The organism is Caballeronia sp. ATUFL_F1_KS39 (genome assembly GCF_023630985.1).
Classification (GTDB): Bacteria; Pseudomonadota; Gammaproteobacteria; order Burkholderiales; family Burkholderiaceae; genus Caballeronia; species Caballeronia zhejiangensis.
Window position 1 is genome coordinate 80,918 of record NZ_JALQDZ010000033.1, and the last position, 25,114, is coordinate 106,031.

At 62.7% G+C, this 25,114-nt stretch carries 24 protein-coding genes; 13 read left to right on the forward strand and 11 right to left on the reverse strand.

Annotated elements, in window-relative coordinates:
• Positions 1-15 precede the first annotated feature (15 nt).
• The 8 genes from NCR93_RS14745 to NCR93_RS14780 form a co-directional block, all read right to left on the reverse strand.
• Positions 16-810, reverse strand: a complete 795-nt coding sequence (locus NCR93_RS14745) for a 3-ketoacyl-ACP reductase (RefSeq protein WP_008353938.1) — start codon at positions 808-810, stop codon at positions 16-18.
• Positions 786-2,051: a TRAP transporter large permease gene (locus NCR93_RS14750; RefSeq protein ID WP_008353936.1), complete on the reverse strand. Its 1,266-nt coding sequence runs from the start codon at positions 2,049-2,051 to the stop codon at positions 786-788. The genes NCR93_RS14745 and NCR93_RS14750 overlap by 25 nt, the downstream gene beginning before the upstream one ends.
• The gene (locus tag NCR93_RS14755) at positions 2,048-2,605 is read right to left on the reverse strand and encodes a TRAP transporter small permease (RefSeq protein ID WP_008353934.1); all 558 of its coding nucleotides are present in this window, start codon (positions 2,603-2,605) and stop codon (positions 2,048-2,050) included. The genes NCR93_RS14750 and NCR93_RS14755 overlap by 4 nt, the downstream gene beginning before the upstream one ends.
• Positions 2,606-2,623: 18 nt before the next feature.
• Complete coding sequence (locus NCR93_RS14760; protein WP_008353932.1) at positions 2,624-3,610, reverse strand: TRAP transporter substrate-binding protein; 987 nt, start codon at positions 3,608-3,610, stop codon at positions 2,624-2,626.
• A 185-nt stretch (positions 3,611-3,795) separates the two neighbouring features.
• Positions 3,796-4,824: a LacI family DNA-binding transcriptional regulator gene (locus NCR93_RS14765; protein WP_008353929.1), complete on the reverse strand. Its 1,029-nt coding sequence runs from the start codon at positions 4,822-4,824 to the stop codon at positions 3,796-3,798.
• Between the two features lie 64 nt (positions 4,825-4,888).
• Positions 4,889-5,704, reverse strand: coding sequence for a shikimate dehydrogenase family protein (locus NCR93_RS14770; protein ID WP_175983091.1), 816 nt, complete (start codon positions 5,702-5,704; stop codon positions 4,889-4,891).
• Positions 5,701-6,747 (reverse strand): Gfo/Idh/MocA family protein, encoded by a 1,047-nt coding sequence (locus NCR93_RS14775; RefSeq protein ID WP_175983090.1) that lies wholly within the window; start codon positions 6,745-6,747, stop codon positions 5,701-5,703. The genes NCR93_RS14770 and NCR93_RS14775 overlap by 4 nt, the downstream gene beginning before the upstream one ends.
• Positions 6,748-6,824: 77 nt before the next feature.
• On the reverse strand, positions 6,825-7,418 hold the full coding sequence (locus NCR93_RS14780; RefSeq protein WP_033536083.1) for a TetR/AcrR family transcriptional regulator: 594 nt from the start codon (positions 7,416-7,418) through the stop codon (positions 6,825-6,827).
• 346 nt (positions 7,419-7,764) lie between these two features.
• Here NCR93_RS14780 and NCR93_RS14785 point away from each other — a divergent pair, with 346 nt between their 5' ends.
• The 13 genes from NCR93_RS14785 to NCR93_RS14845 all read left to right on the forward strand — a co-directional run bounded on the left by NCR93_RS14785 (position 7,765) and on the right by NCR93_RS14845 (position 23,253).
• Entirely contained in the window at positions 7,765-8,523 is a 759-nt protein-coding gene (locus NCR93_RS14785) for an enoyl-CoA hydratase/isomerase family protein (protein WP_008353925.1), read from the forward strand.
• A gap of 61 nt (positions 8,524-8,584) precedes the next feature.
• A complete protein-coding gene (locus tag NCR93_RS14790; protein WP_008353924.1) occupies positions 8,585-9,928 on the forward strand; it encodes an MFS transporter in 1,344 nt (447 codons plus the stop codon).
• Positions 9,929-9,977: 49 nt separating this feature from the next.
• Positions 9,978-11,582, forward strand: a complete 1,605-nt coding sequence (locus NCR93_RS14795) for an acyl CoA:acetate/3-ketoacid CoA transferase (RefSeq protein WP_175983089.1) — start codon at positions 9,978-9,980, stop codon at positions 11,580-11,582.
• An 8-nt stretch (positions 11,583-11,590) separates the two neighbouring features.
• Entirely contained in the window at positions 11,591-12,442 is an 852-nt protein-coding gene (locus tag NCR93_RS14800; protein ID WP_239295360.1) for a shikimate dehydrogenase family protein, read from the forward strand.
• A gap of 5 nt (positions 12,443-12,447) precedes the next feature.
• Complete coding sequence (locus NCR93_RS14805) at positions 12,448-13,605, forward strand: dihydrodipicolinate synthase family protein (protein WP_175983087.1); 1,158 nt, start codon at positions 12,448-12,450, stop codon at positions 13,603-13,605.
• Positions 13,606-13,649: 44 nt separating this feature from the next.
• On the forward strand, positions 13,650-14,144 hold the full coding sequence (locus tag NCR93_RS14810; RefSeq protein ID WP_239295359.1) for a MaoC/PaaZ C-terminal domain-containing protein: 495 nt from the start codon (positions 13,650-13,652) through the stop codon (positions 14,142-14,144).
• A 458-nt stretch (positions 14,145-14,602) separates the two neighbouring features.
• Positions 14,603-17,764: a type VI secretion system baseplate subunit TssF gene (tssF, locus tag NCR93_RS14815; RefSeq protein WP_239295358.1), complete on the forward strand. Its 3,162-nt coding sequence runs from the start codon at positions 14,603-14,605 to the stop codon at positions 17,762-17,764.
• Positions 17,728-18,858 (forward strand): type VI secretion system baseplate subunit TssG, encoded by a 1,131-nt coding sequence (gene tssG / locus NCR93_RS14820; RefSeq protein ID WP_175983085.1) that lies wholly within the window; start codon positions 17,728-17,730, stop codon positions 18,856-18,858. The genes tssF and tssG overlap by 37 nt, the downstream gene beginning before the upstream one ends.
• An 8-nt stretch (positions 18,859-18,866) precedes the next feature.
• A complete protein-coding gene (gene tssJ, locus NCR93_RS14825) occupies positions 18,867-19,337 on the forward strand; it encodes a type VI secretion system lipoprotein TssJ (protein ID WP_350029158.1) in 471 nt (156 codons plus the stop codon).
• A 167-nt stretch (positions 19,338-19,504) separates the two neighbouring features.
• Positions 19,505-20,161 carry a DUF2345 domain-containing protein gene (locus NCR93_RS14830; RefSeq protein WP_175983083.1) on the forward strand — a complete coding sequence of 219 codons (657 nt, stop codon included), beginning with the start codon at positions 19,505-19,507 and terminating at the stop codon, positions 20,159-20,161.
• Positions 20,162-20,163: 2 nt separating this feature from the next.
• Positions 20,164-21,087, forward strand: coding sequence for a hypothetical protein (locus NCR93_RS14835; protein ID WP_175983082.1), 924 nt, complete (start codon positions 20,164-20,166; stop codon positions 21,085-21,087).
• Positions 21,084-21,620 (forward strand): type VI secretion system lipoprotein TssJ, encoded by a 537-nt coding sequence (gene tssJ / locus NCR93_RS14840; protein WP_239295357.1) that lies wholly within the window; start codon positions 21,084-21,086, stop codon positions 21,618-21,620. The genes NCR93_RS14835 and tssJ (NCR93_RS14840) overlap by 4 nt, the downstream gene beginning before the upstream one ends.
• A 181-nt stretch (positions 21,621-21,801) precedes the next feature.
• Entirely contained in the window at positions 21,802-23,253 is a 1,452-nt protein-coding gene (locus NCR93_RS14845; RefSeq protein WP_175983081.1) for an aldehyde dehydrogenase family protein, read from the forward strand.
• Positions 23,254-23,338: 85 nt separating this feature from the next.
• Here NCR93_RS14845 and NCR93_RS14850 read toward each other — a convergent pair whose 3' ends face one another.
• The 3 genes from NCR93_RS14850 to NCR93_RS14860 form a co-directional block, all read right to left on the reverse strand.
• Positions 23,339-23,677, reverse strand: coding sequence for a hypothetical protein (locus NCR93_RS14850; RefSeq protein WP_008353905.1), 339 nt, complete (start codon positions 23,675-23,677; stop codon positions 23,339-23,341).
• Positions 23,678-23,774: 97 nt separating this feature from the next.
• The gene (locus NCR93_RS14855; RefSeq protein WP_175983094.1) at positions 23,775-24,719 is read right to left on the reverse strand and encodes a LysR family transcriptional regulator; all 945 of its coding nucleotides are present in this window, start codon (positions 24,717-24,719) and stop codon (positions 23,775-23,777) included.
• Positions 24,720-24,780: 61 nt separating this feature from the next.
• Positions 24,781-25,101: a hypothetical protein gene (locus tag NCR93_RS14860; RefSeq protein WP_175983080.1), complete on the reverse strand. Its 321-nt coding sequence runs from the start codon at positions 25,099-25,101 to the stop codon at positions 24,781-24,783.
• Positions 25,102-25,114 lie beyond the last annotated feature (13 nt).

Here is a 25,114-nt window from a genome sequence, read left to right on the forward strand (position 1 = left end):
CCTCGGTCGTCGTGGTCACAGGCGCGGAACGGAGAGCGCGCCGTCGACGTTGAGCACGCTGCCCGTCGCGAACGCCATCTGTCCGCAGACGAGCGCCGCGACGGCCGACGCGACGTCCTGCGGCGCGCCCCAGCGCTTCATCGGGACGATGCCGCCGGCGATGCGTTCGTCGTAGCGCGCGGCGACGCCTTCCGTCATCGGCGTGCGGATGATGCCGGGGCGCACTTCGAATACGCCGATTGCGAGCGGCGCGAGGCGCAGCGCGAACAGCTTGGTGAGCATGCCCAGCCCGGCCTTCGACATGCAGTATTCGCCGCGCTCCGTCGACGCGAGTTCGGCGCTGACCGACGACACCGAGACGATGCTGCGCGAATCTTCGCTGCCGATCGCGGCCATGTGGCGCGCCACGGCCTGCGTGAGAAAGAACGTGCCGCGCATGTTGATATCGACGACGCGGTCATAGGACTGCTCGTCTACCTCCAGCAGATCGCCGCGCTGCCCGGCCGAGACGCCCGCGTTGTTGACGAGACAGGTGATCGGCCCGCAGTCCGAAACGATGCGCTCGACGAGCGCGCGATGGGCGGCGCTATCGGCGAGATCGTGCCGGTAAAAGCGTGCGCGCGCGCCGTGCGCTTCGACGGCGGCCATCGTTTCGTTCGCGTTGTCGTCATCGATGTCGATCAGCGCGAGATCGAACCCGCGCGTCGCCAGCTCGATCGCGATGCTCGCGCCGATGCCGCGGCGCGCGCCGGTGACGAGCGCGAGCGGCGGGGCGCGGCGCGGCGTCAGTACAGGAGATGAGGTAGCCATTCGGAGAACGCCGGCACGAAAGCCAGCAGCAGGATGGTCACGAACATGATGGCCATGAATGGCAGCATGGGCCGCACAAGATTCACCATTCGGATGTTGGCGACGCCGGTGACGATGAAGCAGGCCGTGCCGATGGGCGGCGTCACGAGCGAGATGCCGACGATGGCGATGGCGAGAATCGCGAAATGGATGTCGCTGAAGCCGGCGTCCTGCGCGATCGGCAGGAATAGCGGAATCAGCAGGATGAGCGCGGGAATGCCGTCGAGCAACGCGCCCAGCAGCCAAAACACGACCACGATGAACACCGTGAAGACGAACTTGTTGCCGGTCAGTTGCGTAGCGAATTCGGCGACCTGCTCGCCGACCGAGTTGTACGCCAGCATGTATCCGAGAATCTGCGCGACGCCGACGAGCGACAGCACGATTGCGCTGGTGCGGCCCGCCTTGATCAGAATGCCGAGCCATGCGCGGTTCGGAATGGATCGCTGCACGAGCGTGATGATCGTCACGTAGGCCACCGCCGCCGCAGCGGACTCGGTCGCCGTGAAGAAGCCCATGAAGATCCCGCCCAGGATGATGATCGGCGCACCGAGCGCGGGGATCGCGAGCATGAACGCGCGGCCGAGCTCGCGCACGCTGAAGTGGACCGGCGCGACGGGCGGCTCGGAGCGCGCGCGATACATGATGATGAGCATCTTCGTGATGCCGACCAGCAGGGCAGGCAGCGTCGCCGCGAGAAAGAGTTTCGTGACCGACATGTTCGCGACCGTCGCCAGCACGATGATCGTGATCGACGGCGGAATCAAAATGCCCGTGCCGGCCGCCGCCGCGATAATCGCGGACGACCATTCCTTGCGATAGCCGGCTTTTTCCATCGACGGCAGCATCGCCGAACTGATCGCGGCGGCATCCGCGTTGACGGAGCCGCTCAAGCCGGAGAAGACCATCGTCGAGGCGACGGCGGAAACGCCGAGCCCGCCGGGCACGCGGCCCACCAGCAGATTCATGAAGTTGACGAGGCGCCCGGCCGAGCCCGAATGAAAGAGAATTTCTCCGGCGAGGATGAACAGCGGCACCGCGAGCAGCGTGAACGAATCGACGCCGTGATACATCGCCTGCGCGATGTTGGTCAGCGGCAGGCCTTGCATCAGGCCGTCGATGGTGCCGACCGCGCCCAGCGAAGCGATGATCGGCGCGCCGGCGACGACGAATAGCGCGAGCAGTCCGACGGTCAGAATCATTGCGTCCTCGTCTCGGTATGGCCGTGGCCGTGTTGCGCGCTTTCGAGGTTAGCGTGGGCGGCCAGGTCCCATGCGTGCGCCGCGAGATGCAGCAGACCCAGCGCGCTGCCGGCGGGAATCGCGGCGAACGATATCCATTGCGGGATGCCGCTCGGCGTCATCTGGTTGAGCCCGAGCTGCATGAACTGCCAGCCGCCCCAAGTGAGCGCCACGAGCAGGAAGCCCATCAACAGCATCTGCGCGAATGACGCCAGCGCGAGCCATCGGCCGCTCAGCTTGTCTTCGAAGAGTTCGAAAGCGACGTGCACCTTGTCGCGCACCCCGACCGCGATGCCGATGAAGGTCATCCAGATCATCAACGTGACGCTGACCTCGATGTTCCACGAGAGCGAGACGTGGAAGACGAAGCGGGACAGGATGCCCGCAAGAACGACGCAGAAGATCGCGAAAACCAGGACCGCTATCAGCAGGTCTTCGACGCTCGCGAGCACGCGCAACGCCGCAACCTTGTTGATGCTGTCCCGTGGCTCGCGCGAACGCGGATCGGGTTTCATGTCGGGAACCTCCGGCGGTTATCCGAGGGCGGGCAGGTAGGTGCCCAGTTCGGCGAAGTTGGCGCGGTACTTCGTATAGATCGGCTTGACCGCTGCCTGGAACGCGGGAAGATTCGCGTCGTTGAACGCCACGCCCGCCTTCTTCGCTTCGGCCAGATACTTCGCATCGGAAGCCAGCCACAGATCGCGTTCGTGCTGCTGAGCCTGCGCGGCGGCTTCCTTCACGGCGTCCTGTTTCTTGGGGTCGAGCGAGTCGAACCACTTCTTGCTGGCGAGCATCGGATCGATCGAGAAGAAGTGATTCGTGTACGAGTAGTGCTTCGCCACCTCGCTGTGATGCTGCTGAACGAAGAACGTCACCGAGTTCTCCGCACCATCGACGACGCCCTGCTGCAACGCGGAATAGATTTGCGTCGTGTCGAGCGGCGTCGCTTGTGCGCCGAGCTGGTTGAACGTCGCGATCATGATCTGATTGCCTTGCGTACGGATCTTCAGGCCCTTCAGATCGCCGGGTTCGTTGATCGGACGCGTGCGGTTGTAGACGCTGCGCAAGCCCGAGTCGAACCAGCCCAGCAGCACGAAGCCGAGATTGTCGAGGATGCCCGCATAGGCCTTGCCGAGCGCACCGTCCTGAGCCGCGAAGAGCGACTTCCGGTCGGGAAACGCGAAGGGCATCGCGAAGAGTCCGAGACGCTTGTCGTAGCCTTCCAGGTCCGCCACGTTGGTCACCGTGACTTCGAGCGTGCCGTTGCGCAGTTGCTCGTTCATGCGCGTGTGGGAGCCGAGCACGCCGTCCGGAAATACGCGCGCGTCGAAGCCGGTCGTTTCCTTCAGACGCTTGGCCATCAGATTCTCGGTGATGACCTCGGGATTGTGGCGGTCGACGACATCGCCGATGCGGATCGTCGGGGTGTCGGCGCTCGCCAGGCGCGGCAGGCAACCCGCGGCCGCCGACGCAGCCGTGAGCATCAAAATCTTGCGGCGAGAAAGCAGATAGTCATGCATGTCTCGGACTCCTATGGGTCTGATGTCCATATTGCATTGCGACGAAAAAGGCGCGAAGAGACGCTGCCGATGCGACTGCGAAAATCTGTTAGATCGATCTACTACAGGGTAAAAGCTGCGCGGATACGGTGCAAGGAGATTTTTATAAGGGAAACCCGAACGGAGCACGTCCGGGTATGAAGCGCTTATTTGCGCGCGCCGCAGGTTCCGCGGATGACGAGAACCGGCTCCGAGACGATGCGCGTGGGCGTGCGCGAAGGCTCCGTCATGCGCTTGAGCAGCAGATCGGCGGCGGCGCGGCCGATGTCGTCCTGCAAGACCTGGACCGTGGTCAGCGGCGGCTCCCAGAGCTCGGCTTCCGGCACGTCGTCGAAGCCTACGACGCCGAAGTCTGCGCCAGGCTCGATGCCGTGGGCGCGCAGTCCGAGCATCACGCCGAACGCGACGATGTCGTTGCCGCATACGACGGCCGTCGGCGGATTCTTCAGCGCAAGCAGTTCGGTGATGATGCGCTTTCCGTCGTGACGCGTGAGCGGCGACGGCACGAGCAGCCGTTCGTCGAGTTTGATCTTCGCGTCGCGCAGCGCGTCGCGATAGCCCTCGGCGCGGTCGCTGCCGGTCGACGCGCGCATCACGCCGCCGATCATCGCGATGCGTTTGTGCCCGAGCGAAATCAGATGCGAGGTCGCGAGCGCCATGCCGCGACGATTGTCCACGCCGACGTAATCGGCCTTGAGGCCCGGCACGTAACGCGAAGCGAAGACGCACGGAATGCCCCACGCGAGCACCTGACGCATCTGCGCGGCCGTCGTCGATTCGGTCGGACAGACGATGAGACCGTCGATATTGTGCTGCCGCACGGTATCGAGAAAGCGGCCTTGGCGTTCGAGCGATTCGTCGGTGTTGCCGAGCAGCGTGATGAACCCTTGCGTGCTCAGGCTCGCCTCGATGGAGCGGACGAGCATCGTGAAATACGGATTGGCGAGGTCGTTGACGACGACGCCGACGGTGTTCGTCTGATTGCTGCGCATGCCCGCCGCATGGCGGTTGTAGACGTAGCCTTTGCGCTTGAACGCTTCCAGCACGCGCTCGCGCGTGGCTTCGGAGATGCGCGGGCTGTTGCGCAGCACGAGCGAGACCGTTGCGCGGGACAGGCCGAGATCGTTTGCAATATCCAGCAGCGTGACGGGAGAACCTGGTTTGCCTCGGGTCATTGGAACGGTCGATGAGTCGTATGCCCGGAGTGTATCCGAATCGGCCGCGAGATCCGTCTTCCGGTCAGCCATGCGCGATGCCGAAGAACGCGGCGACGATCTCCGCCTGATTCTCCAGCAGATGACGCCCGAGATGGATGCGGTGGCCGCGTTCTTCGGCCTGACAGAGCAGTTGTGTGCGTTCAGGCTTCATGATGATGTCCGCCACCAGCACGCGGCGGTCGAGCCGGGCGATGTCGAACGGCAACGGATCTCCGGCCGCCATGCCGCACGGCGTCGCGTTGACGACCATATCGACATCCGCGGGACTGGCGCTTCCGGCCGAGACGTTCACATCGGGATAAGCGTGCGCAAGCTCCGCGATCAGCGCGTCCTGCTTCGCGCGATCCACATCGATCAATTGCAGCGCTTTCACGCCCGCGCGGGACAGCGCATGCGCGAGCGCTTTTCCGGCTCCGCCCGCACCCGCCTGAAACACCGACATGCCGCGCGGCTCGTGGCCCTGTTTTCGCAGTCCGCGCGTGAAGCCTTCGCCGTCGTACATCTCGCCGACCCATTCGCCCGATTCGACGCGGCGCATGCAATTGATCGCGCCCACTTTCCGCGCAATCGGCAGGAGCCGGTCGACGAGGCCGGTCATCGATATCTTGTGCGGCACCGTGACGACGATGCCATCGAGATTGCCGATCGTCTTCAGTCCGGCGATGGCGGTCGCGAGCGACGCGGCGGGAATCTGCATCGGCACGAGCACCGCGTTCACGCCCATGCGCTGGAATATCTCGTTGAAGACGAGCGGCGAGCGCGCTTGCGCAATCGGATCGCCGACGATGGCGAAGAGGCGCGTGTCTCCGGAAACAGCGGCGTTCAGTGCGAAAGTCATGATGACGAGTCCGGGTTGACGATCATGAGTCGATGCTCATCCGACGAGGCGATCAGCGCGTCGATCAGCAGATGCGCATTCAAGGCGCTGCGCAATGACGCGACCGGCTCGATTCCGTGCGTGGCGGCGTCGATGAAATTGGCGATCACGGCCTGATGGGCGTGATGAGAGAAGGCCATCGGGTTCGCGCCTGAACCGAGCGAAGCGGTTTCGCCTTCGTCGAGCGTGGTGCCGTCCATGTACTGCACGACGAGCCTGCCGCCGCCGAGCGTCGCGCTGCCGTTGCTGCCGCTCAATTCGATGCGTTCGGGAAAGCCGGGAAAGATGGCCGTGCTGGCGTGCAGCGACGCGACGCAGCCGCTTCGGTATCGCATGACGCCCGCGACGGTGTCCTCGCATTCCATGCGGTGCGCGCGGCTCGTGATCGCGTAGGCGAACACTTCGTCGGGAAGGCCGACCAGCCACAAGAAAAGATCGAGCGTATGGATGGCCTGCGTCATCAGCACGCCGCCGCCGTCGCGCTCGCGCGTGCCGCGTCCGGGTTCGTCGTAATAGGACTGCGGACGCCACCACGGAACGGCGATGCTCGCGCTGTGGATGTCGCCGAGCGCGCCCGCGTCGAGCAATTGACGGAGCTTGCGCGCTGCGTCGCGCGTGCGATGTTGCAGCACCGCAGCCGCGACGATGCCGCGTTGCTCGCATAGCGCGACCAGCTCGCGCGCGCGGGACGTGGTGACGTCGATGGGCTTCTCGACCAGCAGATGTTTGCCCGCCGCCGCGATCATCGCGCCGAGTTCGAGATGCGTGTTCGGCGGCGTCAGCAGCAGCACGCCGTCGACGTTGTCATCGGCGAGCGCGGTGTCGAGATCGAGCGTGACGCGCGCATGCGGCAATTGTCGGGCGAAAGCGCTTGCGCGTTCCCGCGACCTCGCAACGACATACCGAACGGTCGCGCGGTCCTGCAAGGCCAGCAGACTCGCCAGATGCGGCGCGGATGCCATGCCCGCGCCGACGACTGCGAGCTTGAAACCGGTCTCGTTCATGTCTATTGTCTCCGTTGAAAGACAATAAGGTAGATCGATCTAATTGTCCAGCCGCCGATGACATCGACGGGAAAGATTCACTTGGTGTATTTCGCGAGCACCACGACGGAGAAAGAGTTCATGAACTGTTCGACGCGCTCGAAGCCGCCCGCGTCCTGTGCGAATACCGACAGGCTGTCGACGAGGTGCGTGAGCAGGAAGATCAGGTCTTCCTTCGGCGTGTCGCGCTTCAGCTCGCCGGTGCGGCTCGCATGCTCGACGGCGACTTCGACGGCCGCGTGGATCTCGGTCGTGAAGCCCGCGAGCGCCGCGCGCGCCTCGTCGGTCAGGACGTCGCTTTCCAGGCGCAGCCGGCCAATCAGACTCCACGGCCTGCGCGTCTTGCCGCCGGGATTGTATTTGCGGAACAGATTGCGGTTGTAGGCGACTTCCGCCTGCAGCTTCTCTCGCAGCGACAGCGTTTCGTCGAGCCAGATTTTCTTCTGTCCCGCGGTGGCGCCGGCCACGTATTCCTTCACCACTTCCTCGACGAGACTGTTCTTGTTGCCGAAGTGATAGTGGATGTTGGTGGTCGTGATGCCGAGCTCCTTCGCGATCACGCCAAACGTTGTCTTGTGATAGCCGTGCGCGATCAGGAGCTTCTTCGCCAGATCCTTGATGCTGTCGTACATCGGAGATTTTTTGGGCGCGGCGCTTGTTTTGTCGGTCTTGTCGTTCTGACTCAACGGTTCATCTCGGTGGGGATCGGACTGCCGGCTCGGCCTCGAACGAGGCGAAGCAACGGACGGGGATGCTGCGGAATTTGCGGTTGATTTTACACGACCCCCATTTGTCGATCTCTTCGCCGCCTTCTCCGCAAACGACTGCGCGCGTTCCATTTTTCGCCTCCCGAAAATCTCGTTGCGTAGTGCCCGGAAATGATGTTAATGTCCACTCAACGTACTTACTAGTAAGTAAGTATAAGGGAATACTAGAATGGGACATCACTGCTTCGGCAGTGAAAAAAAAGGAGGCGCGATGCAGGAACACATGGTGGTGCGCAAACACGGCGCGGTCGCGGAGATCGTCATCAATCGACCGGAGAAGATGAACGCGATCACGCCCGAGATGACGCAGACGCTCGCCGGCATCCGGCAGGACATCGAGCGTGACGAAGCGATCCGCGCGGTGCTGCTGCGCGGCGAAGGCGAGCGCGCATTCAGCGCGGGAAGCGATCTCCATTCGCTCAAGACGTATCGCACGACGTGGGAGTTTCGCGCCCGCACCGATTACGCGATGGTCGTGCGCGAATTCACCAAGCCCGTCGTCGCGGCATTGAAAGGCTGGGTGTTGGGCGGCGGCCTGGAAATGATGCTTGGCGCCGATGTCCGCGTCGCGGGACAAAGCGCGAAGTTCGGCGCGCCTGAAGTGGTGCGCGGTTGGGTCGGCGGCGGCGGTGCGTCGCAAATGCTGCCGCGCCTCATCGGCTACGGGCAGGCCATGCGCCTTCTGCTGACCGGCGACACTATCGATGCGAACGAGGCGCTCCGCATCGGCCTTGTCGAGATGGTGGTCGAGGATGCGGCCGTCGTCGAAACCGCGATGGCGCTGTGCCGCAAGATGGCCGAGTTCAGCCCGATCGCGACGCAGTCGGTCAAGGCGGCCGTGCGCGCATCGCTTTCGATGAGCGTCGAACAGGGCATTCGCTACGAGAACGAGCTGACGTCGCTGTGCTTCGCCTCGGGCAACTACGAGGAGGGCGCCAACGCATTCGGCAATCGCGCAAGCCGGAACTGATTCGCGGACAAGTACGTCACGTCGAACATAACCAGACCAAAGAGAAGCAGGAGACAGCGCCATGCAAGTCGCACATGCGCAGAACGCAGACCGCAGGAACATCCGACGCGCCGTGTTCGCGTCGACGCTCGGCACCATCATCGAATGGTACGACTATGGGCTCTATGCAGCGGCATCGGGCCTCATCATCAACAAGCTGTTCTTTCCGCAGTTGTCGTCGCTTGCGGGCACGCTCGCGGCGTTCGCGACCTTCGCGGTCGGCTTCATCATCCGGCCGGTTGGCGGCATCGTCATTTCGCATATCGGCGACAAATACGGCCGCAAACCCGCGCTCGTGTTCTGCGTGACGATCATGGGCGCGGCGACCGTCGGCCTCGGCATATTGCCGACGTGGCAGCAGGCAGGCGTGATCGCGCCGATCCTGCTCGTGCTGCTGCGCATGATGCAGGGCTTCGGCGCCGGCGCGGAACTCGCCGGCGCAATCACGCTGATCGCCGAATACACGCCGCCGAGCCGGCGCGCGTTCTTTACGTCGATTCCGAACGCGGCGACCAACTTCGGCGTGATGATCGCGATCGCGACCTTCCTGATGATCTCGTACGTGCCGGAAGACATCCTGTTCACGTGGGCGTGGCGCGTGCCGTTCATCCTGTCGCTCGGGCTGTTCGGCGTCGCGATCTACATCCGCTCGAAGCTCGATGAAACGCCCGAATACGTCGCCGCGATGGAGAAGGCGAGCGCGAAGGCCAAGGCCGAGAAAGTGCCCGTCGCGGACCTGTTTCGCAACAGCCGTCGCGAGTTGCTGTGCGGCTTCTTCGCGATGGGCGGCCATCAGGCGCTCAGCTATGTGCTCAATACCTTTGCGCTGAGCTACATGACCAACACGGTCGGCATGGCGAAGGCTGACAGCCTCGTCGTACTGATCATCGCGCTGGGCTTCTCGCTTTTCTGCGCGCCCGTCGGCGGCATGCTCGCGGACAAATACGGCAGCGGCAACGTGTTCGCCGCCGGCGCGATGATCGCGCTCGCGCTCGTGTGGCCGCTCTTCCGCGCCATCGATTCGAAGGACATCGTGCTCGCCACGATCGCGATGAGCGCGGTCTATGGAATCAGCTGGGGCTGCACCTGCGGCGCACAGGGCGCGTTCCTGTCGAATCTGTTTCCGACGCAGTACCGCTTCTCCGGCATCGCGATGTGCCGCGAGTTTTCCGGCGCGCTGATAGGCGGGCCGACGCCGTTCATCGCGACCGCGCTCGTCGCATACGCGGGCGGCAAGCCGACTTACGTGATGGTGTTCCTCGCCGTCTTCTGCCTGCTCACGCTGATCGCGGCGCTGTTCGGCAAACGCCTCTCGCGTCATCGGGACGATCAGCCCGTGTTCCAGGAATCGCATTCGGCAATCTGACGCCGATGCGGGCATCGACGCAAACACAGACAATACCGGAGTAGATGACATGCAAATTTTGACCGCCGACCAGGCTGCATCCCTGCTGAAGGATGGCGATACCTTGATGATCGGCGGATCGGGAAGCGGGCACGCCGTGCCGGAAGCGCTGATCGAGGCGCTCGAGCGGCGCTTTCTCGCGCAGGGCGAGCCGCGCCGGATCACGTCGTTTCATCCGGTCGGCCTCGGCGATCGCGGCGAACGCGGCGCATCGCGGCTCGCGCATACGGGGCTGCTCAAGCGTGTCGTATGCGGCACGCTGGTCGATTCGCCGGCGCTCGCGCAGATGGCGCTGAACAAGGAAGTCGAAGCGTGGACACTGCCGCAGGGCGCGCTCTCGCAGCTCACGCGCGAGATGGCGGCGGGGCGGCCGGGGCTCGTCAGTCATGTCGGGCTGCATACCTTCGTCGATCCGCGCAATGGCGGTGGGCTTCAGGGCGCGCCGAGCGATGACGAACTCGTCAGCCTGATCGAGCTCGACGGCCGCGAGTGGCTGTTCTACAAGCCGTTCGAAGTCGATGTCGCTTTTCTGCGCGGCACGACGGCGGACGAAGACGGCAACATATCGATGGAGCATGAAGCCGTTTTCGCGGACATGCTCTCGATGGCGCAGGCGACGAAGCGCAACGGCGGTGTCGTGATTGTGCAGGTGAAGCGGCTTGCGAAGCGCGGCACCTTGCCCGCGAAGACGGTGAAGATTCCGGGCATGCTCGTCGACGCGGTCGTCGTTCAGGAGGATCAGCCGGTGACGTATCAGACGGCTTACGATCCGTCGTTTACCGGCGAAATGCGTATTCCGCTCGGCGGTTTTCCGCGCCTTCCGCTCGACGAACGCAAGATCATCGCGCGGCGTCTCGCGATGGAACTGAGCATGGGCGCGGTGTGCAACGTCGGCTCGGGCGTGTGCACGGGCATCGGCCTCGTCGCGGCGGAAGAGGACGTGCTGCATCACATCGTGCTGACGAACGAGCAAGGGCTGATCGGCGGCGCGCCCGCGGCGGGACTCGATGCCGGCGCCGCGCGCAACTACAGCGCGATCGTCGACATGCCGTATCAATTCGATTTCTACGATGGCGGCGGCATCGATATCGCGTTTCTCTCGGCGGTCGAGATCGACGCGCAGGGCAGCGTCAATATCAGCCGCTTCGCGAACAAGCTGATCGGCGTGGGCGGGTTCATCAACATCAGCCAGAACGCGCGCAAGATGGTCTTCGGCGGCACGTTCACGGCGGGCAACCTGCAAGTGTCCTGCGAAGGCGGCAAGCTGCAGATCCTGAAGGAAGGCGCGCATCGCAAGTTCGTGTCGAAGCTGCAGCAGGTGTCGTACAGCGGACCTTTCGCGCAGGAGCGCAAGCAGACGACACTCTTCGTCACCGAGCGCGCGGTGTTCCGCGCCATCGACGGCGCGCTCGAACTGATCGAGATTGCGCCGGGCATCGATCTCGAGCGCGACGTGCTCGCGCACATGGCGTTTCGCCCCGTCATCTCGCCCGATCTCAAGCTGATGGACGAGCGACTCTTCCGTCCCGAACCGATGGGCCTCGATGCCGTGATGGCGTCGCAAGGCTGGCCGTGTCATCCGCGGCTTGCTGCGTTAGCGGGGGGCGAGCGGTGAAGCGCGAGTTGCAAGCTCTTCGAATCGATGGATCGACGCGCCTCTTCGGCATCGTCGGCAGTCCGGTGACGCAGGTGAAGACACCGCAACTGATGAACGCGCTCTTCGACGCAAGCGGCATCAATGCGACATGCCTGCCGTTCGATGTGCCCGTGAACGTGTTCGAGCCGGCCGTAGCCGGACTTCAGGCGCTCGGCAATCTCGATGGCCTGGTCGTCACCGTGCCGCACAAGGTGCGCGCGATGGCGATGGTCGACGACATGTCGGACGCGGCGCGGCGCGTCGGCGCGATCAACGTGATGCGGCAGCAGCCGGATGGCACCTGGTACGGCGATATGTTCGACGGCACAGGCCTCGTGCAGGGACTGACGCGTCTCGGCTTCGAGGTTCGCGGCCAGCGCGTGAAGCAGCTCGGCGCGGGCGGTGCGGGCGCCGCGGTCGCGCACGCGCTGGCCGAGGCGGGCGCGGCGAGCATCGCGTTGAGCGATCCGCAGCGCGAGCTGTCCGAGCAGTTGTCGGCGCGACTGAACCGCTTCTATCCGGATTGCGAGGCTCGCGTCGATGTCGATCCGGCGAATGTCGCGGGCATGGATCTGCTCATCAACTGTTCGCCGGTCGGCATGAAGCCGGGCGATGGCATGCCGGCTTCCTTTGGCGCCTTTTCCGAAGCGATGCAGGTCGTCGACATCATCATGACGCCCGCCGAAACGCCGCTGCTGAAACATGCGCGGCAGTGCGGCTGTCGCGCGACCAACGGACGGCCGATGATCGACGGGCAGCTCGCGGCGTTCGCGACGTTTTTCGGCATCGACATGCCCGCAGCGTTCCCTATCCTTTTCGACGCGCCTATCCGGACCTGACTACCATGCATATCGTTCTTCCGACCGCTTCCGGCGAGTTCGAAAACTACACGCTCAAAGGCGATCCGATCGGCGGCGCGCCGGCGGGATCGACATTCAACCGCATCGCCTATTCCGCCGCGCACGTCGTGGCCGATCCGCTTCGCAGCGGCGAACTGAATCAGCCCGCCGCACTCGACTGGGCGCGCACGATCGAATATCGGCGATATCTGATCGGCCAGGGTCTCGGCATCGCGGAGGCGATGGACACCGCGCAGCGCGGCATGGGCCTCACATGGGACACGGCGCTCGAGCTCATCGAGCGGACGATGCAGGAAACGCGCGACATGGCCGGTGCGCGGATCGCGTCGGGATGCGGCACGGACCATCTTCCCGCGCAGTCGGCCACGTCGTGCGATGACGTCATCCGCGCCTATGCGACGCAGCTCGAAGCGATTCAGCGCACGGGCAGCCGGGTGATCCTGATGGCAAGCCGCGCGCTCACCCGCGTGGCGCGAAGTCGCGATGACTATCTGCGTGTGTATGGCGAAGTGCTCGCGATGTGCGACAAGCCCGTGATCCTTCACTGGCTCGGCGACATGTTCGATCCGGAGTTGAAGGGATACTGGGGCAGCGACAATCTCGACGAAGCAGCCGACGCGTGCCTGACGGTCATCGCGGAGAACGCTGGCAAGATCGACGGCATCAAGATTTCCCTGCTCGACGATGCCCGCGAGATTGCCTTCCGGCGACGCCTGCCCGAAGGCGTCAGGATGTATACGGGCGACGATTTCAACTATCCGTCGCTCATCAAGGGCGATGAAGAAGGTTACTCGCACGCGTTGCTCGGCATCTTCGATGCGATCGCGCCGGCTGCATCGCAGGCGCTCGCGGCGCTCGCTGCAGGCGATCTCGCGCAATACGAGCGGGTTTTCGCGCCGACGGTGGCGCTCTCGCGCCACATCTTTCGCATGCCGACGCAGTACTACAAAACGGGCGTCGTCTTTCTCGCCTACCTGAACGGATTTCAGCCGCATTTCTTCATGCTCGGCGGTCACCACGGCGCACGTCCGCCGGTTTATCTCGCGGACGTGTTCCGTCTCGCCGATAAGGCCGGCCTGCTGCGCAATCCCGATCTCGCGGTTCAGCGAATGCGGCTCGTCATGCAGACGCTCGGACTTTGAACGCCGACTTTCTTGAAGGCACATTACAAGGACAGATGGAAGACATGACCCAATTACAGAACGAAGAAGCCGCCGTACAGCGCGGGCGTTTGCTCGCGCCTGGCATGTATGACCTGAACGACCTCGAGATAGGCGATCATTTCGTCACGTCGGGCATGACGTTGACGGAAGCGCATATCGTCAATTACGCGGGTGTATCGGGCGATATGTACGACATCCATCTCGACGATGTGGCCGCGCAGCAGGCGGGATTTTCCGGCCGGATCGCGCACGGACTGCTCGGCCTCGCGCTCACCGATGGTCTGAAGACGCGCTCACCGGTGCGCATGAGCGCGCTGGCGACGTTGGGATGGAACTGGTCGTTTCGGGCGCCGCTTCATATCGGCGATCGCATTCAGGTCGAAATCGAAGTCGTCGGTAAGCGGGTGACGAAGCGCATCGACCGAGGAATCGCGACGCTGAAGCTGCGCGTGCTGAATCAACTGGGGAACGTCGTGCAGGACGGGGAGACGCTGCTGTTGATGCAGAATCGGGGTTAGTTTTCTCAAATATTCGATACGCGCGACGATTGCCCATCAGCGGACGTTAACGATCATCGTTTGACCGAAGCTCGGGCGGTCGAGCCCGATGCGCGCAACCAGTTGTGTCATGACCTCCCACTCCGCACCGCCTCTGCGAGCACGAGCAACGTGCAGAATTGCAGTTTGGGTGCGCGTCACTGCGATCGCTGCGATCGCTGCTTTAACCTGGACATGCTAAAGGCTGGGTGCAGTTTCCATGTCGAGCGGGCCCACCTCCGATCAGTGCCGCAAGCGTCTTCGGACCATTCCTAAATGACAATGACGTCGCTCCGAGCGACGGAATATTAGGTCACAATCCCCGGCTAAATTGTCCCGATTCGGAATGCCAAGCGATTGCGCGATGCAATCCTCGGGTCGTTAAAACGTCTACCTAAGTTGTCGTCGAAGGTGGCGCTTATCAGGGAGAGTGCTTTCGCATGTCAATGGTATTGCCAAGTCAGGCCTACGGCCTCCAGTTGAAGCCCCACCCCGCGCCCATCTCAGTATTGAGCTTCAATGGCGAGGCGCAAATTAGCGCGCTCTACAAGTTCAATATCGAATTTACGAGCCCCGTCGCCGATATTCCGATGGATCAGGTCGTTGGGCGGTCTGCGGTGTTGACCATCGCCCCCATCGATCCTCAAGAAGCTTATCTGCGGCAGATGTTCGGTGAACGATGGAAGGACTTCAGCAAGGCGCCGGAGCCTAGCGTCACGCATGGCGTCATTGACAGGTTTGAGACGCTCGGCACATCGGCCGATGAAACCCGGTATTGCGTCACCCTGGTGCCGAAGATCGCGGAGTTGGCGAGAGGCCGCACATGCCGATTGTTTCAGAAGCAATCGGTCGTCGAGATCATCACCGATACGCTGCGCCACTACGATTATCGCCTCGGTGTCGATTTCGATTTCAAGAGTCTGCGCGGCACGTATAAGCGGCTCGAATACGAGACTCAGTTCTACGAGACCACGTTCGCGTTCATTCAGCGCCTCTGCGCCGAAGCGGGCATCTGGTTTCGCTTCGAGCAGAAGAGCGATCGGACGGTGATCATCTTCGGGGATGATCTGGATGCTTATGCCCGCAAGCAGCGGGTGGTTCCGTATCGCAGCCACTCGGGGCTGGAAAGCGTGGGCGCCGAATCGATCCGTTCGCTCAGGACGATCACGCAGCGCGTGCCCGAGGCGGTGCAACTGAACGACTACAACCATCGTCAGGCGGACGTCAATCTGTTGGTCGAGGAGAACACCGCGCGCGCGGACAAGACCACCGATGGCGTCGATGGGACGTGGGGCGAGCATTACGAAACGCTGGAGGAAGGTCGCCAGATCGCGCGTCTGCGCCATGAAGCGCACATCGCCACCCAGATCAGCTATCGCGCTCGGGGCAATCCGTTCTCGCTCGAAGTGGGCGAGGTGATCCGGCTGGACGTGAATCCCAAGGATGCGCCCAACGGCCTGCTCGTTACGTCGATGCGTTGCGGCGGCGGCCGGGGGGTGTCGTACTGGAACACTTTTCGGGCGATCCCGGCGGATCGCAAGTGGCGCACGAGCATCGACGTGATCGAGCGTCCCAAGGCCGAAGGCATCTGGCCGGCCAGGGTGGATTCTCCCGGCAACTATCACTATGGCTATCTGGATGAAAAGGGACGGTATGTCGTCAAGATGCCGTTCGATCTGGACGAGTGGAGTCCGGGGGGCGCGAGCCGTCCTATTCGTATGGCCAAGCCTTATGCGGGGGCGGACTACGGTCATCACATGCCGTTGATCCACGGCACGGAGGTGGCGCTCAGCCGTTACGACGATCCGGTGCTCGGCTACTACGAAGCCGAGATGCGCTATCTGCGCGAGTCCGGGCGCGAATTCGCCCGCGCGCATCCGGACCGTGCGCGCATGCTCAATCTGGACCGCGTCGGCGACCGCGATCCGTATGTCGAGCGGCTCTACGAAGGCTTCGCGTTCCTGACCGGCCGTCTGCAGCAGAAGCTCGACGACGAACTGCCCGAGTTGACCGAAGGCCTCGTCAGCCTCTTGTGGCCGCACTATCTGCGGATGATTCCGTCGTTGTCGGTCGTGGAGCTGATTCCGCTCGGCGAGAAGATGCAGAGCACGATTCTCGTCCCCGCGGGCGTGGCTGTACGGTCCGCGCCGATTCCGGTCCCGAAGGACGGCGGTGAAGGCATCACGCCCGAGACGGTGCAGTGCCTCTATCGCACGACGCAGGCCGTGACGCTTCAGCCGATCCAGATCGCGCGCGCCGGCCCCGCCGTGCGGCACGACGGCAAATCGGTCATTCGCATCGCGTTCGAGCTGGATCGTTCGACGCGTCGGGCGGAAACGGATCTGTCCCGCATCCGCCTTCACTTGAGCGCGGAACTTCCGACGGCTTTCGCGATGCATCTGGCGCTTACCCGCCATGTCGAATCGGTCGAATGGCGCGTGCCGGAAATACGCGATGGCGAGGCGCGCGCGCTCTCGGGCGTCACGCTCGAAGCAGCGGGTTTCTCGCCGGAAGACCGCCTGTGGCCGAAGGCGGACGCCGCGTTTTCCGGCTATCAACTGCTGCTCGAATACTTCACGTTCCGCGAGAAGTTCCTCTTCGTCGATATCTGCGGATTCGATCTCAATCAGCTTCCCGAAGCATCGACGCAATTCGAACTGGAGTTCGTGCTCAAGAAGGCGTATCCGTCAGACCAGCGTTTCACGAAGGACAACGTGCGCCTGTTCTGTTCGCCGGTCATCAATCTGTTTCAACTCGACGCGGAAACCGTCACGATCGATCATCACGAGACCGAGTATCGCGTGGTGCCGGCAGGCTATCAGGGCGGGCACGTCGAAACGTATTCCGTCGACGCAGTAGAGTCGTTCGATCACCTTACCTCGGAGCGCTACGAGTACGTGCCGTTCGCGACCTTTCGGCATCGCGGCGGGATGCTGCGGCACGAGTCGCCCGAGCGGTATTTCCATACGCGGGTGCGCGCGGGGCTGGATGGTTTGCATGAAACGTGGCTGATCTTGGGCGGCAACGCATGGGAGTCGATGGCGGATCTGCCCGAGGAAAGCCTGTCGCTGCGCGTGACCGGCACCAACGGGCTGCTGCCGCGCAAGGGCCTGCGCGAAGCACGTCTGGACGAACTCGCCGAGAGTACGCCGAACGTCGGTGGCGTGCGCAATCTCGTGGCGCCCACATTACCGCTCTATCCGCCCACGGGCGACCGCTTTCAATGGCGCGTGCTGTCGCATCTCGCGCCGAACTTCCTGTCGATGATGAACGCAGAAGTGCTGCGTGGCGCCCTCGCGCTCTACGACTGGACCAACGACGAGTTGAACCGAAGGCGGCTGGCGGGCATCCTGCATGTGTCGGAGGAATTGCTCGAAGAGATCACGGGCGGCGCGGTCGAGCGCGGCGTGCTGGTCGAAGTCACGCTGGATTCGCAAGCGTTCTCGGGCGACGGCGATGTGATGTTGTTCGGGGAGCTGCTGCATCGCTTCTTCGAGCTGTATGCAGAGGTGAACCTCTTCACGAAGCTCGCGCTGGTGACGCTGCCATCGAAGGCGCGCATCGAATGGCCGCGCAGCAAGACGCATCGGGCGCCGCTATGAAGCCGCGCGATTTTCCGAATGTCGAGCCGCTGGTCGCGGCGTTGCTCGCACGCGCCCCGCGCATGAACTTCATGCAGTTGTGCCGGCTGTTCGAAGCGAGCGCGCCGGATCGTCCCGGTTTCGGTGAACGCGATACGCCCGCGCACGAGCCGGTGCGTTTCCGGTCGCGCGCGCGCATGGGTTTTCCCGCTGGCGAAATCGCTGCCGTCGAGTTCGATGACCTCGATGACGGCGGATACGGCGAACCGCTGCCGCCGACGATCCGCACGACCTTCATGGGCCTGTACGGCGTAGACGCGGTGATGCCGACGCACTACCTCGACGACATCGCCATGCGCGAGGAAGGGCACGAAGCCGTCGAAGCGTTTCTGGACCAGTTCAATCACCGGTTCGTGACGCTGTTGTATCGCGCGTGGAAGAAGTACCGCTATCCGGAGACCTTCCGGCACGGCGGCGCCGATCCGTACTCAAGGAACCTGCTGTGTCTCGCCGGCTTCGGCTGGGGCAATAAACCCGCGCGTGCGGGCTTGCCCGACTCCCGCATGCTCGCGCTTCTTGGTCTGCTCATTCAGCGCACGCGCACGCCGGAAGGGCTGGCGGGCGTGATCGCTTTGGGTGCGCCGGGCGTGGATGTGCGCGTCGACGAATTCTGGCCCGTGGCGAGGCGCGCGGGACAAGGTCAGCCGCTAAGCGCGAAAGCGATGATGGAAGGCAAGCCACGCGGGTTGGGCGGCGGCTACGTGCTCGGCAAGCGCGTGCATTACCGCAGTCGCGCGGTGCGCGTGACGCTGCGTCCGACGAACGCGCAACAGGCGCACGACTTGTTGCCTGGTGCGTGGCTCCATCGCGATTTGATGGCCCTGGCGCGGCTCTATATCGGCACGAAGGCGGACGTGCATCTGCGCATGCAGATGTCCTCGCGATTCACGCCCGAGCCAATGGTGGGCAAAGCGCGTGCGCCCGTATCGCCGCGTCTGGGCTGGACGGTGGTGCTGCCCGTTCGGCAGGAACGCGAGATCACGGTCGAGTTGGGCGTCTGCGAAGCGTTTCCGGCACCGCAGCCGAACCCGTACCTCGAACCGCGTGCCGCATGAGAGGCCGAATGATGTCGAAACCGAATCAAATGGCCTGCGCGGTGTTGCTCATTCTCGGGCTGTCAGGCTGCGGCCTCTGGCAGGCGACCTCCGACGGAGCCACGAGCGCTTATCAAGCGATGACCGACTGGCGCGTGAAAGCGGTCGACGTCGACATGCGCGCCCGTGCCGACCTGAATCCGGACGCTTCGGGCCATCCGCATCCGGTGGCGGTGCGCGTCTATCAGTTGAAGGATCGCGCGCGCTTCGACAGCGCGTCGTTCAACGAGCTCCTCCACCACGACCGCAGCGTGCTTGGGCGCGATCTGCAAGCGAGCGTGTCTGCCGTGGTCAATCCCGGCGCATCGGCGAGCGTGTCGCAGCCGATGCAAAGGAGACCGCGTTCATCGCGATTGCCGCGTTCTATCGGAACGCCGATCAGGCGGGCGGCTGGAAGCAGGTCATCGCGGCCAGGAAGCTCCCTGACGACGCGCCGGTAAAGCTGACGCTGGCGGACAGCAAGCTCGATATGGAAAGCAAGGCGAAGGCGGGCAAGAAATGACGCGCGGCAGCGTCTGTCGTCGCCATCGTAGCTAAAGGGCGGTCGCGACAAAAGACCGATGGCTTCAAACATCAAACCGAATCGAAATCGACAATAAACGCGGAGTTGAATCAGCTGACTCAGCCTGGCGTGTTTGTGAGCGCCCCAGCCTCGATCGGCCTCGCTTCTGGTAAAAGCGTGCAAGTCTCCGCACGCGACAACATTACTGCGGTAGCGGGTAAGAACTTCGACGTCAGTGCCCTGAAGCGTTTCAGCGTAGCTGTTGGCGAAGCTGTATCGCTGTTTGCTCAGAAGATGGGCATCAAGTTGTTCGCAGGACGTGGTTCGATCGATATCGAAGCGCAAACCGATGCGATGTCCCTTCTTTCAGCCAAAGACTTGACCGTCTCGAGTGCTGATGGCTCGGTCCGGGTTAAAGGGAAGCGCGAGATCGTCCTTGAGTCGGGAGGCGCGTTTATTCGAATCGCTGATGGCAACGTCACGATCGGCGGACCGGGCGATCTCATTCTGAAGGTCATCACGATGCAAAAGCAGGGCGCGGCGACACTTCACGAGGCAACAGCCGTACTGCCCAAGCCGGCTGGACTCTTCGACGAGCAATTCACGCTGCGCGATGAGCACTCGGGCGAGATTCTTTCGTACCACCCCTACCGGATAGAAACTGCAGATGGGGAAATTCACGAAGGCATCACGGACGTCGAGGGGCGTACCGTGCGCGTATACACCGGAAAAGGGCAGGGATTGAATATTTTCAAAGGTTGATCATGAGCGACATACTTGCAACCCCGACAAAGCCTATTGGAACCGGCGCCACCAACAGCAGCAAGCCCGGCAGTAGTAACGTCGATGTGAAGGTACCTGCTGAGCCACTGTGCTTTTTGCGACCTGAAATGGGCGAGGTGATCGTTGTTCCTGCGGAAGACGCAAATGCAGTGCGAAGCCAATACAACAAGCTGAGCGACATGATGGCGGAGCTTCACTCTGCAAAGGACGTGCGTAAGAAGGGCACGCGGTCGATCAACAGCAACGATGAAGAGAACATTGGTACGCTCGACGCATCGGTGAGCGGGTTTGCTGGCATCAAGGCCGAAGGTTCGTTGACCGGGAGCCTCGAATGGCGCAATCCGGAAAGCAAGGAGAAGGAATTCATTGAGGTAGCGAGCATTACGCCGTCTGTCGGTGGCTACCTTGGTATCGCCGGGGATGCGAAGTTCAGGTGCGAATTCGATGCGGATCGTGGCATGTTCATGCTCACCGCGCACGCTGGTTTGTGCATTGGCGTAGGGGCCGAAGGTGGAATTTCGTTCAGTGTCAGCGCCTTACAACTAGGCAAGTTCGTAATGTGCTTGCAGTACAAGCTCGTGTATTGGCAGTTCAAGAATCTCGAGATCATTGAGGAGAGAGCTTTTCAGGCGTTGTATAAGCTGGCCTTTTTAGCGGTGCAAACAGGGAAAGCAATGGAGCTGTTCTATATGCGAGGGATTAAATTCATCGACGATGCTGTCGCAGACGCGAACGAAGCTTTTGCGAAAGCTCAAGCTCGCCGAGACCTTGCGCAGCGGCTTCTCGACAAACCAGAGGCACTCCGCTACGCTCCGCCAGAAGCCAAAGGCATGCTGATCTATCAATTGACGCGCCACGGGACTGCGGCCGAGGCAGCTAACCAGCAATGCGGCACAACAGATTGAACGAATTACGCGGCGATGGCCTCGTCGCCCGCGCGACCCGGAGCGTGAACTCGGCGCTCTTTTTCATCGGCGCGCTTACGCTCGCCGGCTGCGGCGCATGGCAGGCCACCAAGGACAGCACGGTAAGCGCAGCCGAATGGCTCTTCACCACGCAAGTCAAGTCGATGAACGTCGAACTGAACGGTCGCGCCGCGTTGAACGAGAACGCGACCGGCCAGCCGCTTTCGACGGTGGTGCGGTTCTATCAACTCAAGGATTCGAAGACCTTCGCGCAACTCGAATACGTCCAGTTGCAGAACGCCGATCTCGAACTGCTCAAGACGGATCTCGTCGCCACCAAGGACGTCGTGCTGCGCCCGGGCGCGAGCGCGAGCGTTGCCGAACCGATGCAGAAGGACGCCGAGTACGTTGGCGTAGTGGCGTTCTTCCGCTCGCCGAGCAGCAACGGCGTGTGGAAGCTGTTGATTCCGAAGAAGCAGTGGAAGGACACCACCCTTATCTCCCTGCAATCAGTGCGAGTTTTGAGATGGTAGGAGCGCGCCGGATCTAGGCCTATCGGACGAATCAGAGAAATTTGGGACAAGAGTCGATTCCGCGGCCTGCGCTATATCCGCTCATACATTCCGCCCTATATAAACAATAAAAATGTTTTGCTTTCATAGATGGTTCTTCTCCCTCAACATGAAGTGATCCGAAAAAGCACTGGAGCGAGACATGGAAAGCACCGCGGATTTGAAGCGCTATGAATTGCTGATCAATGGCGAGTTCGTCCCGCCGAGCGGAGGCGACTACTCGACGAACCTCGATCCTTCGAACGAGAATCCGATCGCCCACGTCGCGCAAGGCACATCCGCCGATGTCGACCGCGCGGTGCAGGCGGCGCGCGCCGCGCTCAAGCCGTGGAATGCGATCCGCGCCGCCGAACGCGGCCGAATCCTGATGAAGCTTGCCGATCTCCTGCGCGAAAATCAGGAAGAACTCGCGGCGCTCGAAAGTCTCGATGCCGGCAAGCCGATCTCCGGTGTACAACGCCAGGACGTGCCCGCCGCCATCGATACGCTCGCCTACTATGCCGGCTGGTGCGACAAGATCAACGGCCAGGTCGTGCCCGCACGCCCCGACGCGCTGACCTACACCGTGCGCGAGCCGGTCGGCGTCGTCGCGGCGATCGTGCCGTGGAATTTCCCGCTGATGATCGGCATGTGGAAGATCGCGCCCGCGCTCGCGTGCGGCTGCACGCTGATCGTCAAGCCGGCCGAAATCACGCCGCTTTCGGCGCTGATGGTCGGGCGGCTCGCGCTGGAAGCCGGCGTGCCGCCGGGCGTGCTCAACATCGTGACCGGCAAGGGCTCGGTCGTCGGCGATTCCCTCGTCGCGCATCCGGGCGTCGACAAGGTGACGTTCACCGGCTCGCCGTCCGTCGGGCGCGGCATTCTGCAGGGCGCGGCGGGCAACTTCAAGCGCGTCACGCTCGAACTAGGCGGCAAGTCCGCCAACGTGATCTTCGCGGATGCGAACATCGACGGCGCCGTGCGCGCGGCCGCATCGGGCATCTTCTTCAACGCGGGGCAAGTCTGCTCGGCGGGCTCGCGCATTCTCGCGCAGCGCGCCGTCTACGACGAAGTCGTCGAGCGCCTCGCCCAGCGCGCGCAGACGATCAAGCTCGGCGATCCGTCCAAACGCGAAACCAACATGGGCCCGCTCATTTCCGCCAAGCAGATGAAGAGCGTGCTCGACTACGTGGACATCGGCACGGGCGAGGGCGCCTCGCTCGTGACAGGCGGCAAGCGCGCGGGCGAACGCGGCTATTTCGTGGAGCCGACGGTGTTCGCCAACGTCGAGCACGAGATGCGCATCTCGCAGGAAGAGATCTTCGGGCCGGTCGCGAGCGTGATTCCCTTCGACGACGAAGCCGACGCGCTGCGCATCGCCAACGGCACCGCGTACAGTCTCGCAGCGGGCGTCTGGAGCGCGGATATCGGCCGCGTGCATCGCATGGCCGCGGAATTGAAAGCGGGCACGGTCTGGGTCAATACCTACGGTTTCACGGACGTGCGCCTGCCGTGGGGCGGCGGCGGCGACTCGGGCTTCGGCCGCGAACATGGCGACGTCGCCATCGAGAATTTCACCGAGCCGAAGGCGGTCTGGGTGGCGCTGACGCCTTGACGGAATGAACGCCGCGGCCAACCGCGGCGAAAGGGAAACGGGCGGTCCGACTCATCGAACCGCCCGTTTGGATCGGAAAGACCCGTCAGACGCGCGCCGTTTCCTCGTTGCGCGCCCGCCAGAGCCGCGCCCGCTGCGTGCTGTCTTCATATTGGACCGTGTTTTGCCGGCAGGCTTCGATTGTCGAATTCTTGCGCTCGACGATCGCCTGGCAAAGAAACTCGGCGCTGTAGGCCGTCAGCAAATGCGGAGAATGGGTTGCGATGTACTGTGCGATCTTCCCGTAATCGCTATCCGCCGATGCCAGCGCGCGATACGTCTGCACATCCCAGCGGAACATCAGGTCGAGTTCTTCGAAAGCCGTGTTGAACGCGCAGACTTGCGCCTGAAGTTCGCGGTCATCGTCGTGCGTTGCATGGATCATGATCGTCTCCTGTATGGCCGTGGGGCTTGAATGCAGGATAGAAAAGTCGATCCATATACGATAGTTAAAGTTTTTTCGCTTATCTATTCAGAAAGAATTATGCGTTCGGTTTGCCCGTCTTCGCGACGATTTGCGTGATCGCTTCGATCTGCGCTGCGCCTTCTTCGATCAGAAACTGCTTGAACGCAAGCGCCACCGGCGGTAGCCGCTTGTTGTTCCGATGCACGACGAACCAGCTGAGCATCACGGGAAAGCCCTCGATATCGAGCACCGCCAGCTTTCCGACCTGCAATTCCATGCTGATCGTGTGCGCGGACAAGAAGCTCAGGCCCATGCCGGCGATCACCGCCTGCTTGATCGTCTCCGTGCTGGTGATTTCCATCGCGACGTTAAGGTTCGGCAGCCGTCCGCCGAATCCTTCTTCCATCGAATTCCAGGTGTCGGAGCCACGCTCGCGCACGATGAACGGTTCGTCGGCGAGCGCTTCGAGCGGCAAGTTCCTCCGTCCGACGAGCGGATGATCCGGCGGCGCGACGATCACGTACGGATGGGGCGCGAATGAGACGTTCACCGTGTCCATATCGCGCGGGGGGCGGACCATCACGGCGAGATCGGTGAGATTGTCGGACAGCTGATGCAGCAGTTCCTCGCGATTGTGTACCGCGAGATTGAGCCGGACATCGGTATTGCGCTGCGTGAACGCGGCGAGCAAGCGGGGGAAAAAGTAATCGCCGGCGCTGATCACCGCGACGTTGAGCGTGCCGCCCGCGATGCCTTTGAGTCGGGCCATCGCATCGTCGGCTTCGCGGAATTGCTCCAGAATCGCGCGGCTGTAGTGAAGCATTTCATTTCCGGCCGGCGTCAGATAGATTTTCTTGCCGAGCTGCTCGAACAGCGGCAGCCCGGCGTGCTCCTCCAGTTGCTTCACCTGCGTCGAAACAGCCGGCTGCGTAAGGTAGAGCTCTTCAGCGGCGCGCGAGAAACTCAGTCGACGGGCGACGGTCTCGAAGATCTTGAGTTGACGCAGGGTGGCGTTGCGCAGCACAGCAATCCCTCATCCATTAACGATCACTAATTTATACAATAATTTTTTCTAACTTTCCTTAATCGTTTTTCTCCCCCACGATGCTTTCACGTCCGCGAAAGTTGTAAGGCGGACGGTTGCGCCAAGAGCGAACCGGCCACGCCAGACCCCAGGCATCGGCCAGTTTGCCGCAAAGCAACACGAGCACACTCGCAGCATGGAAGCCTGCAAAGGCTGCACAACCCATCCGGACTTTATTGGGAATCGCTTTGAAATGATTCTTCGATCGCCTGAAGCGGATGTTTGCCGGATGTGCGAATCGATCGCCCACCTCAAAACGCGCGACATGCGCAATACCCGTGACCGGCGGCCTCACGCCCATGCCGCCTGGACCGAGCATTTCCCCTGACCGA

Bases quoted from the DNA above. Each gene is read 5' to 3' on its own strand.
- NCR93_RS14775 (WP_175983090.1), bottom strand. From the start codon at position 6,747: ATGAACGAGACCGGTTTCAAGCTCGCAGTCGTCGGCGCGGGCATGGCA.
- NCR93_RS14805 (WP_175983087.1), top strand. From the start codon at position 12,448: ATGCATATCGTTCTTCCGACCGCTTCCGGCGAGTTCGAAAACTACACG.
- NCR93_RS14745 (WP_008353938.1), bottom strand. From the start codon at position 810: ATGGCTACCTCATCTCCTGTACTGACGCCGCGCCGCGCCCCGCCGCTC.
- NCR93_RS14780 (WP_033536083.1), bottom strand. From the start codon at position 7,418: ATGTACGACAGCATCAAGGATCTGGCGAAGAAGCTCCTGATCGCGCAC.
- NCR93_RS14810 (WP_239295359.1), top strand. From the start codon at position 13,650: ATGACCCAATTACAGAACGAAGAAGCCGCCGTACAGCGCGGGCGTTTG.
- tssJ (WP_350029158.1), top strand. From the start codon at position 18,867: ATGATGTCGAAACCGAATCAAATGGCCTGCGCGGTGTTGCTCATTCTC.
- NCR93_RS14770 (WP_175983091.1), bottom strand. From the start codon at position 5,704: ATGACTTTCGCACTGAACGCCGCTGTTTCCGGAGACACGCGCCTCTTC.
- NCR93_RS14785 (WP_008353925.1), top strand. From the start codon at position 7,765: ATGCAGGAACACATGGTGGTGCGCAAACACGGCGCGGTCGCGGAGATC.
- NCR93_RS14795 (WP_175983089.1), top strand. From the start codon at position 9,978: ATGCAAATTTTGACCGCCGACCAGGCTGCATCCCTGCTGAAGGATGGC.
- NCR93_RS14760 (WP_008353932.1), bottom strand. From the start codon at position 3,610: ATGCATGACTATCTGCTTTCTCGCCGCAAGATTTTGATGCTCACGGCT.
- NCR93_RS14850 (WP_008353905.1), bottom strand. From the start codon at position 23,677: ATGATCCATGCAACGCACGACGATGACCGCGAACTTCAGGCGCAAGTC.
- NCR93_RS14790 (WP_008353924.1), top strand. From the start codon at position 8,585: ATGCAAGTCGCACATGCGCAGAACGCAGACCGCAGGAACATCCGACGC.
- tssF (WP_239295358.1), top strand. From the start codon at position 14,603: ATGTCAATGGTATTGCCAAGTCAGGCCTACGGCCTCCAGTTGAAGCCC.
- NCR93_RS14860 (WP_175983080.1), bottom strand. From the start codon at position 25,101: ATGCTCGGTCCAGGCGGCATGGGCGTGAGGCCGCCGGTCACGGGTATT.
- NCR93_RS14755 (WP_008353934.1), bottom strand. From the start codon at position 2,605: ATGAAACCCGATCCGCGTTCGCGCGAGCCACGGGACAGCATCAACAAG.
- NCR93_RS14750 (WP_008353936.1), bottom strand. From the start codon at position 2,051: ATGATTCTGACCGTCGGACTGCTCGCGCTATTCGTCGTCGCCGGCGCG.
- NCR93_RS14835 (WP_175983082.1), top strand. From the start codon at position 20,164: ATGAGCGACATACTTGCAACCCCGACAAAGCCTATTGGAACCGGCGCC.
- NCR93_RS14845 (WP_175983081.1), top strand. From the start codon at position 21,802: ATGGAAAGCACCGCGGATTTGAAGCGCTATGAATTGCTGATCAATGGC.
- tssG (WP_175983085.1), top strand. From the start codon at position 17,728: ATGGCCGCGCAGCAAGACGCATCGGGCGCCGCTATGAAGCCGCGCGAT.
- NCR93_RS14765 (WP_008353929.1), bottom strand. From the start codon at position 4,824: ATGACCCGAGGCAAACCAGGTTCTCCCGTCACGCTGCTGGATATTGCA.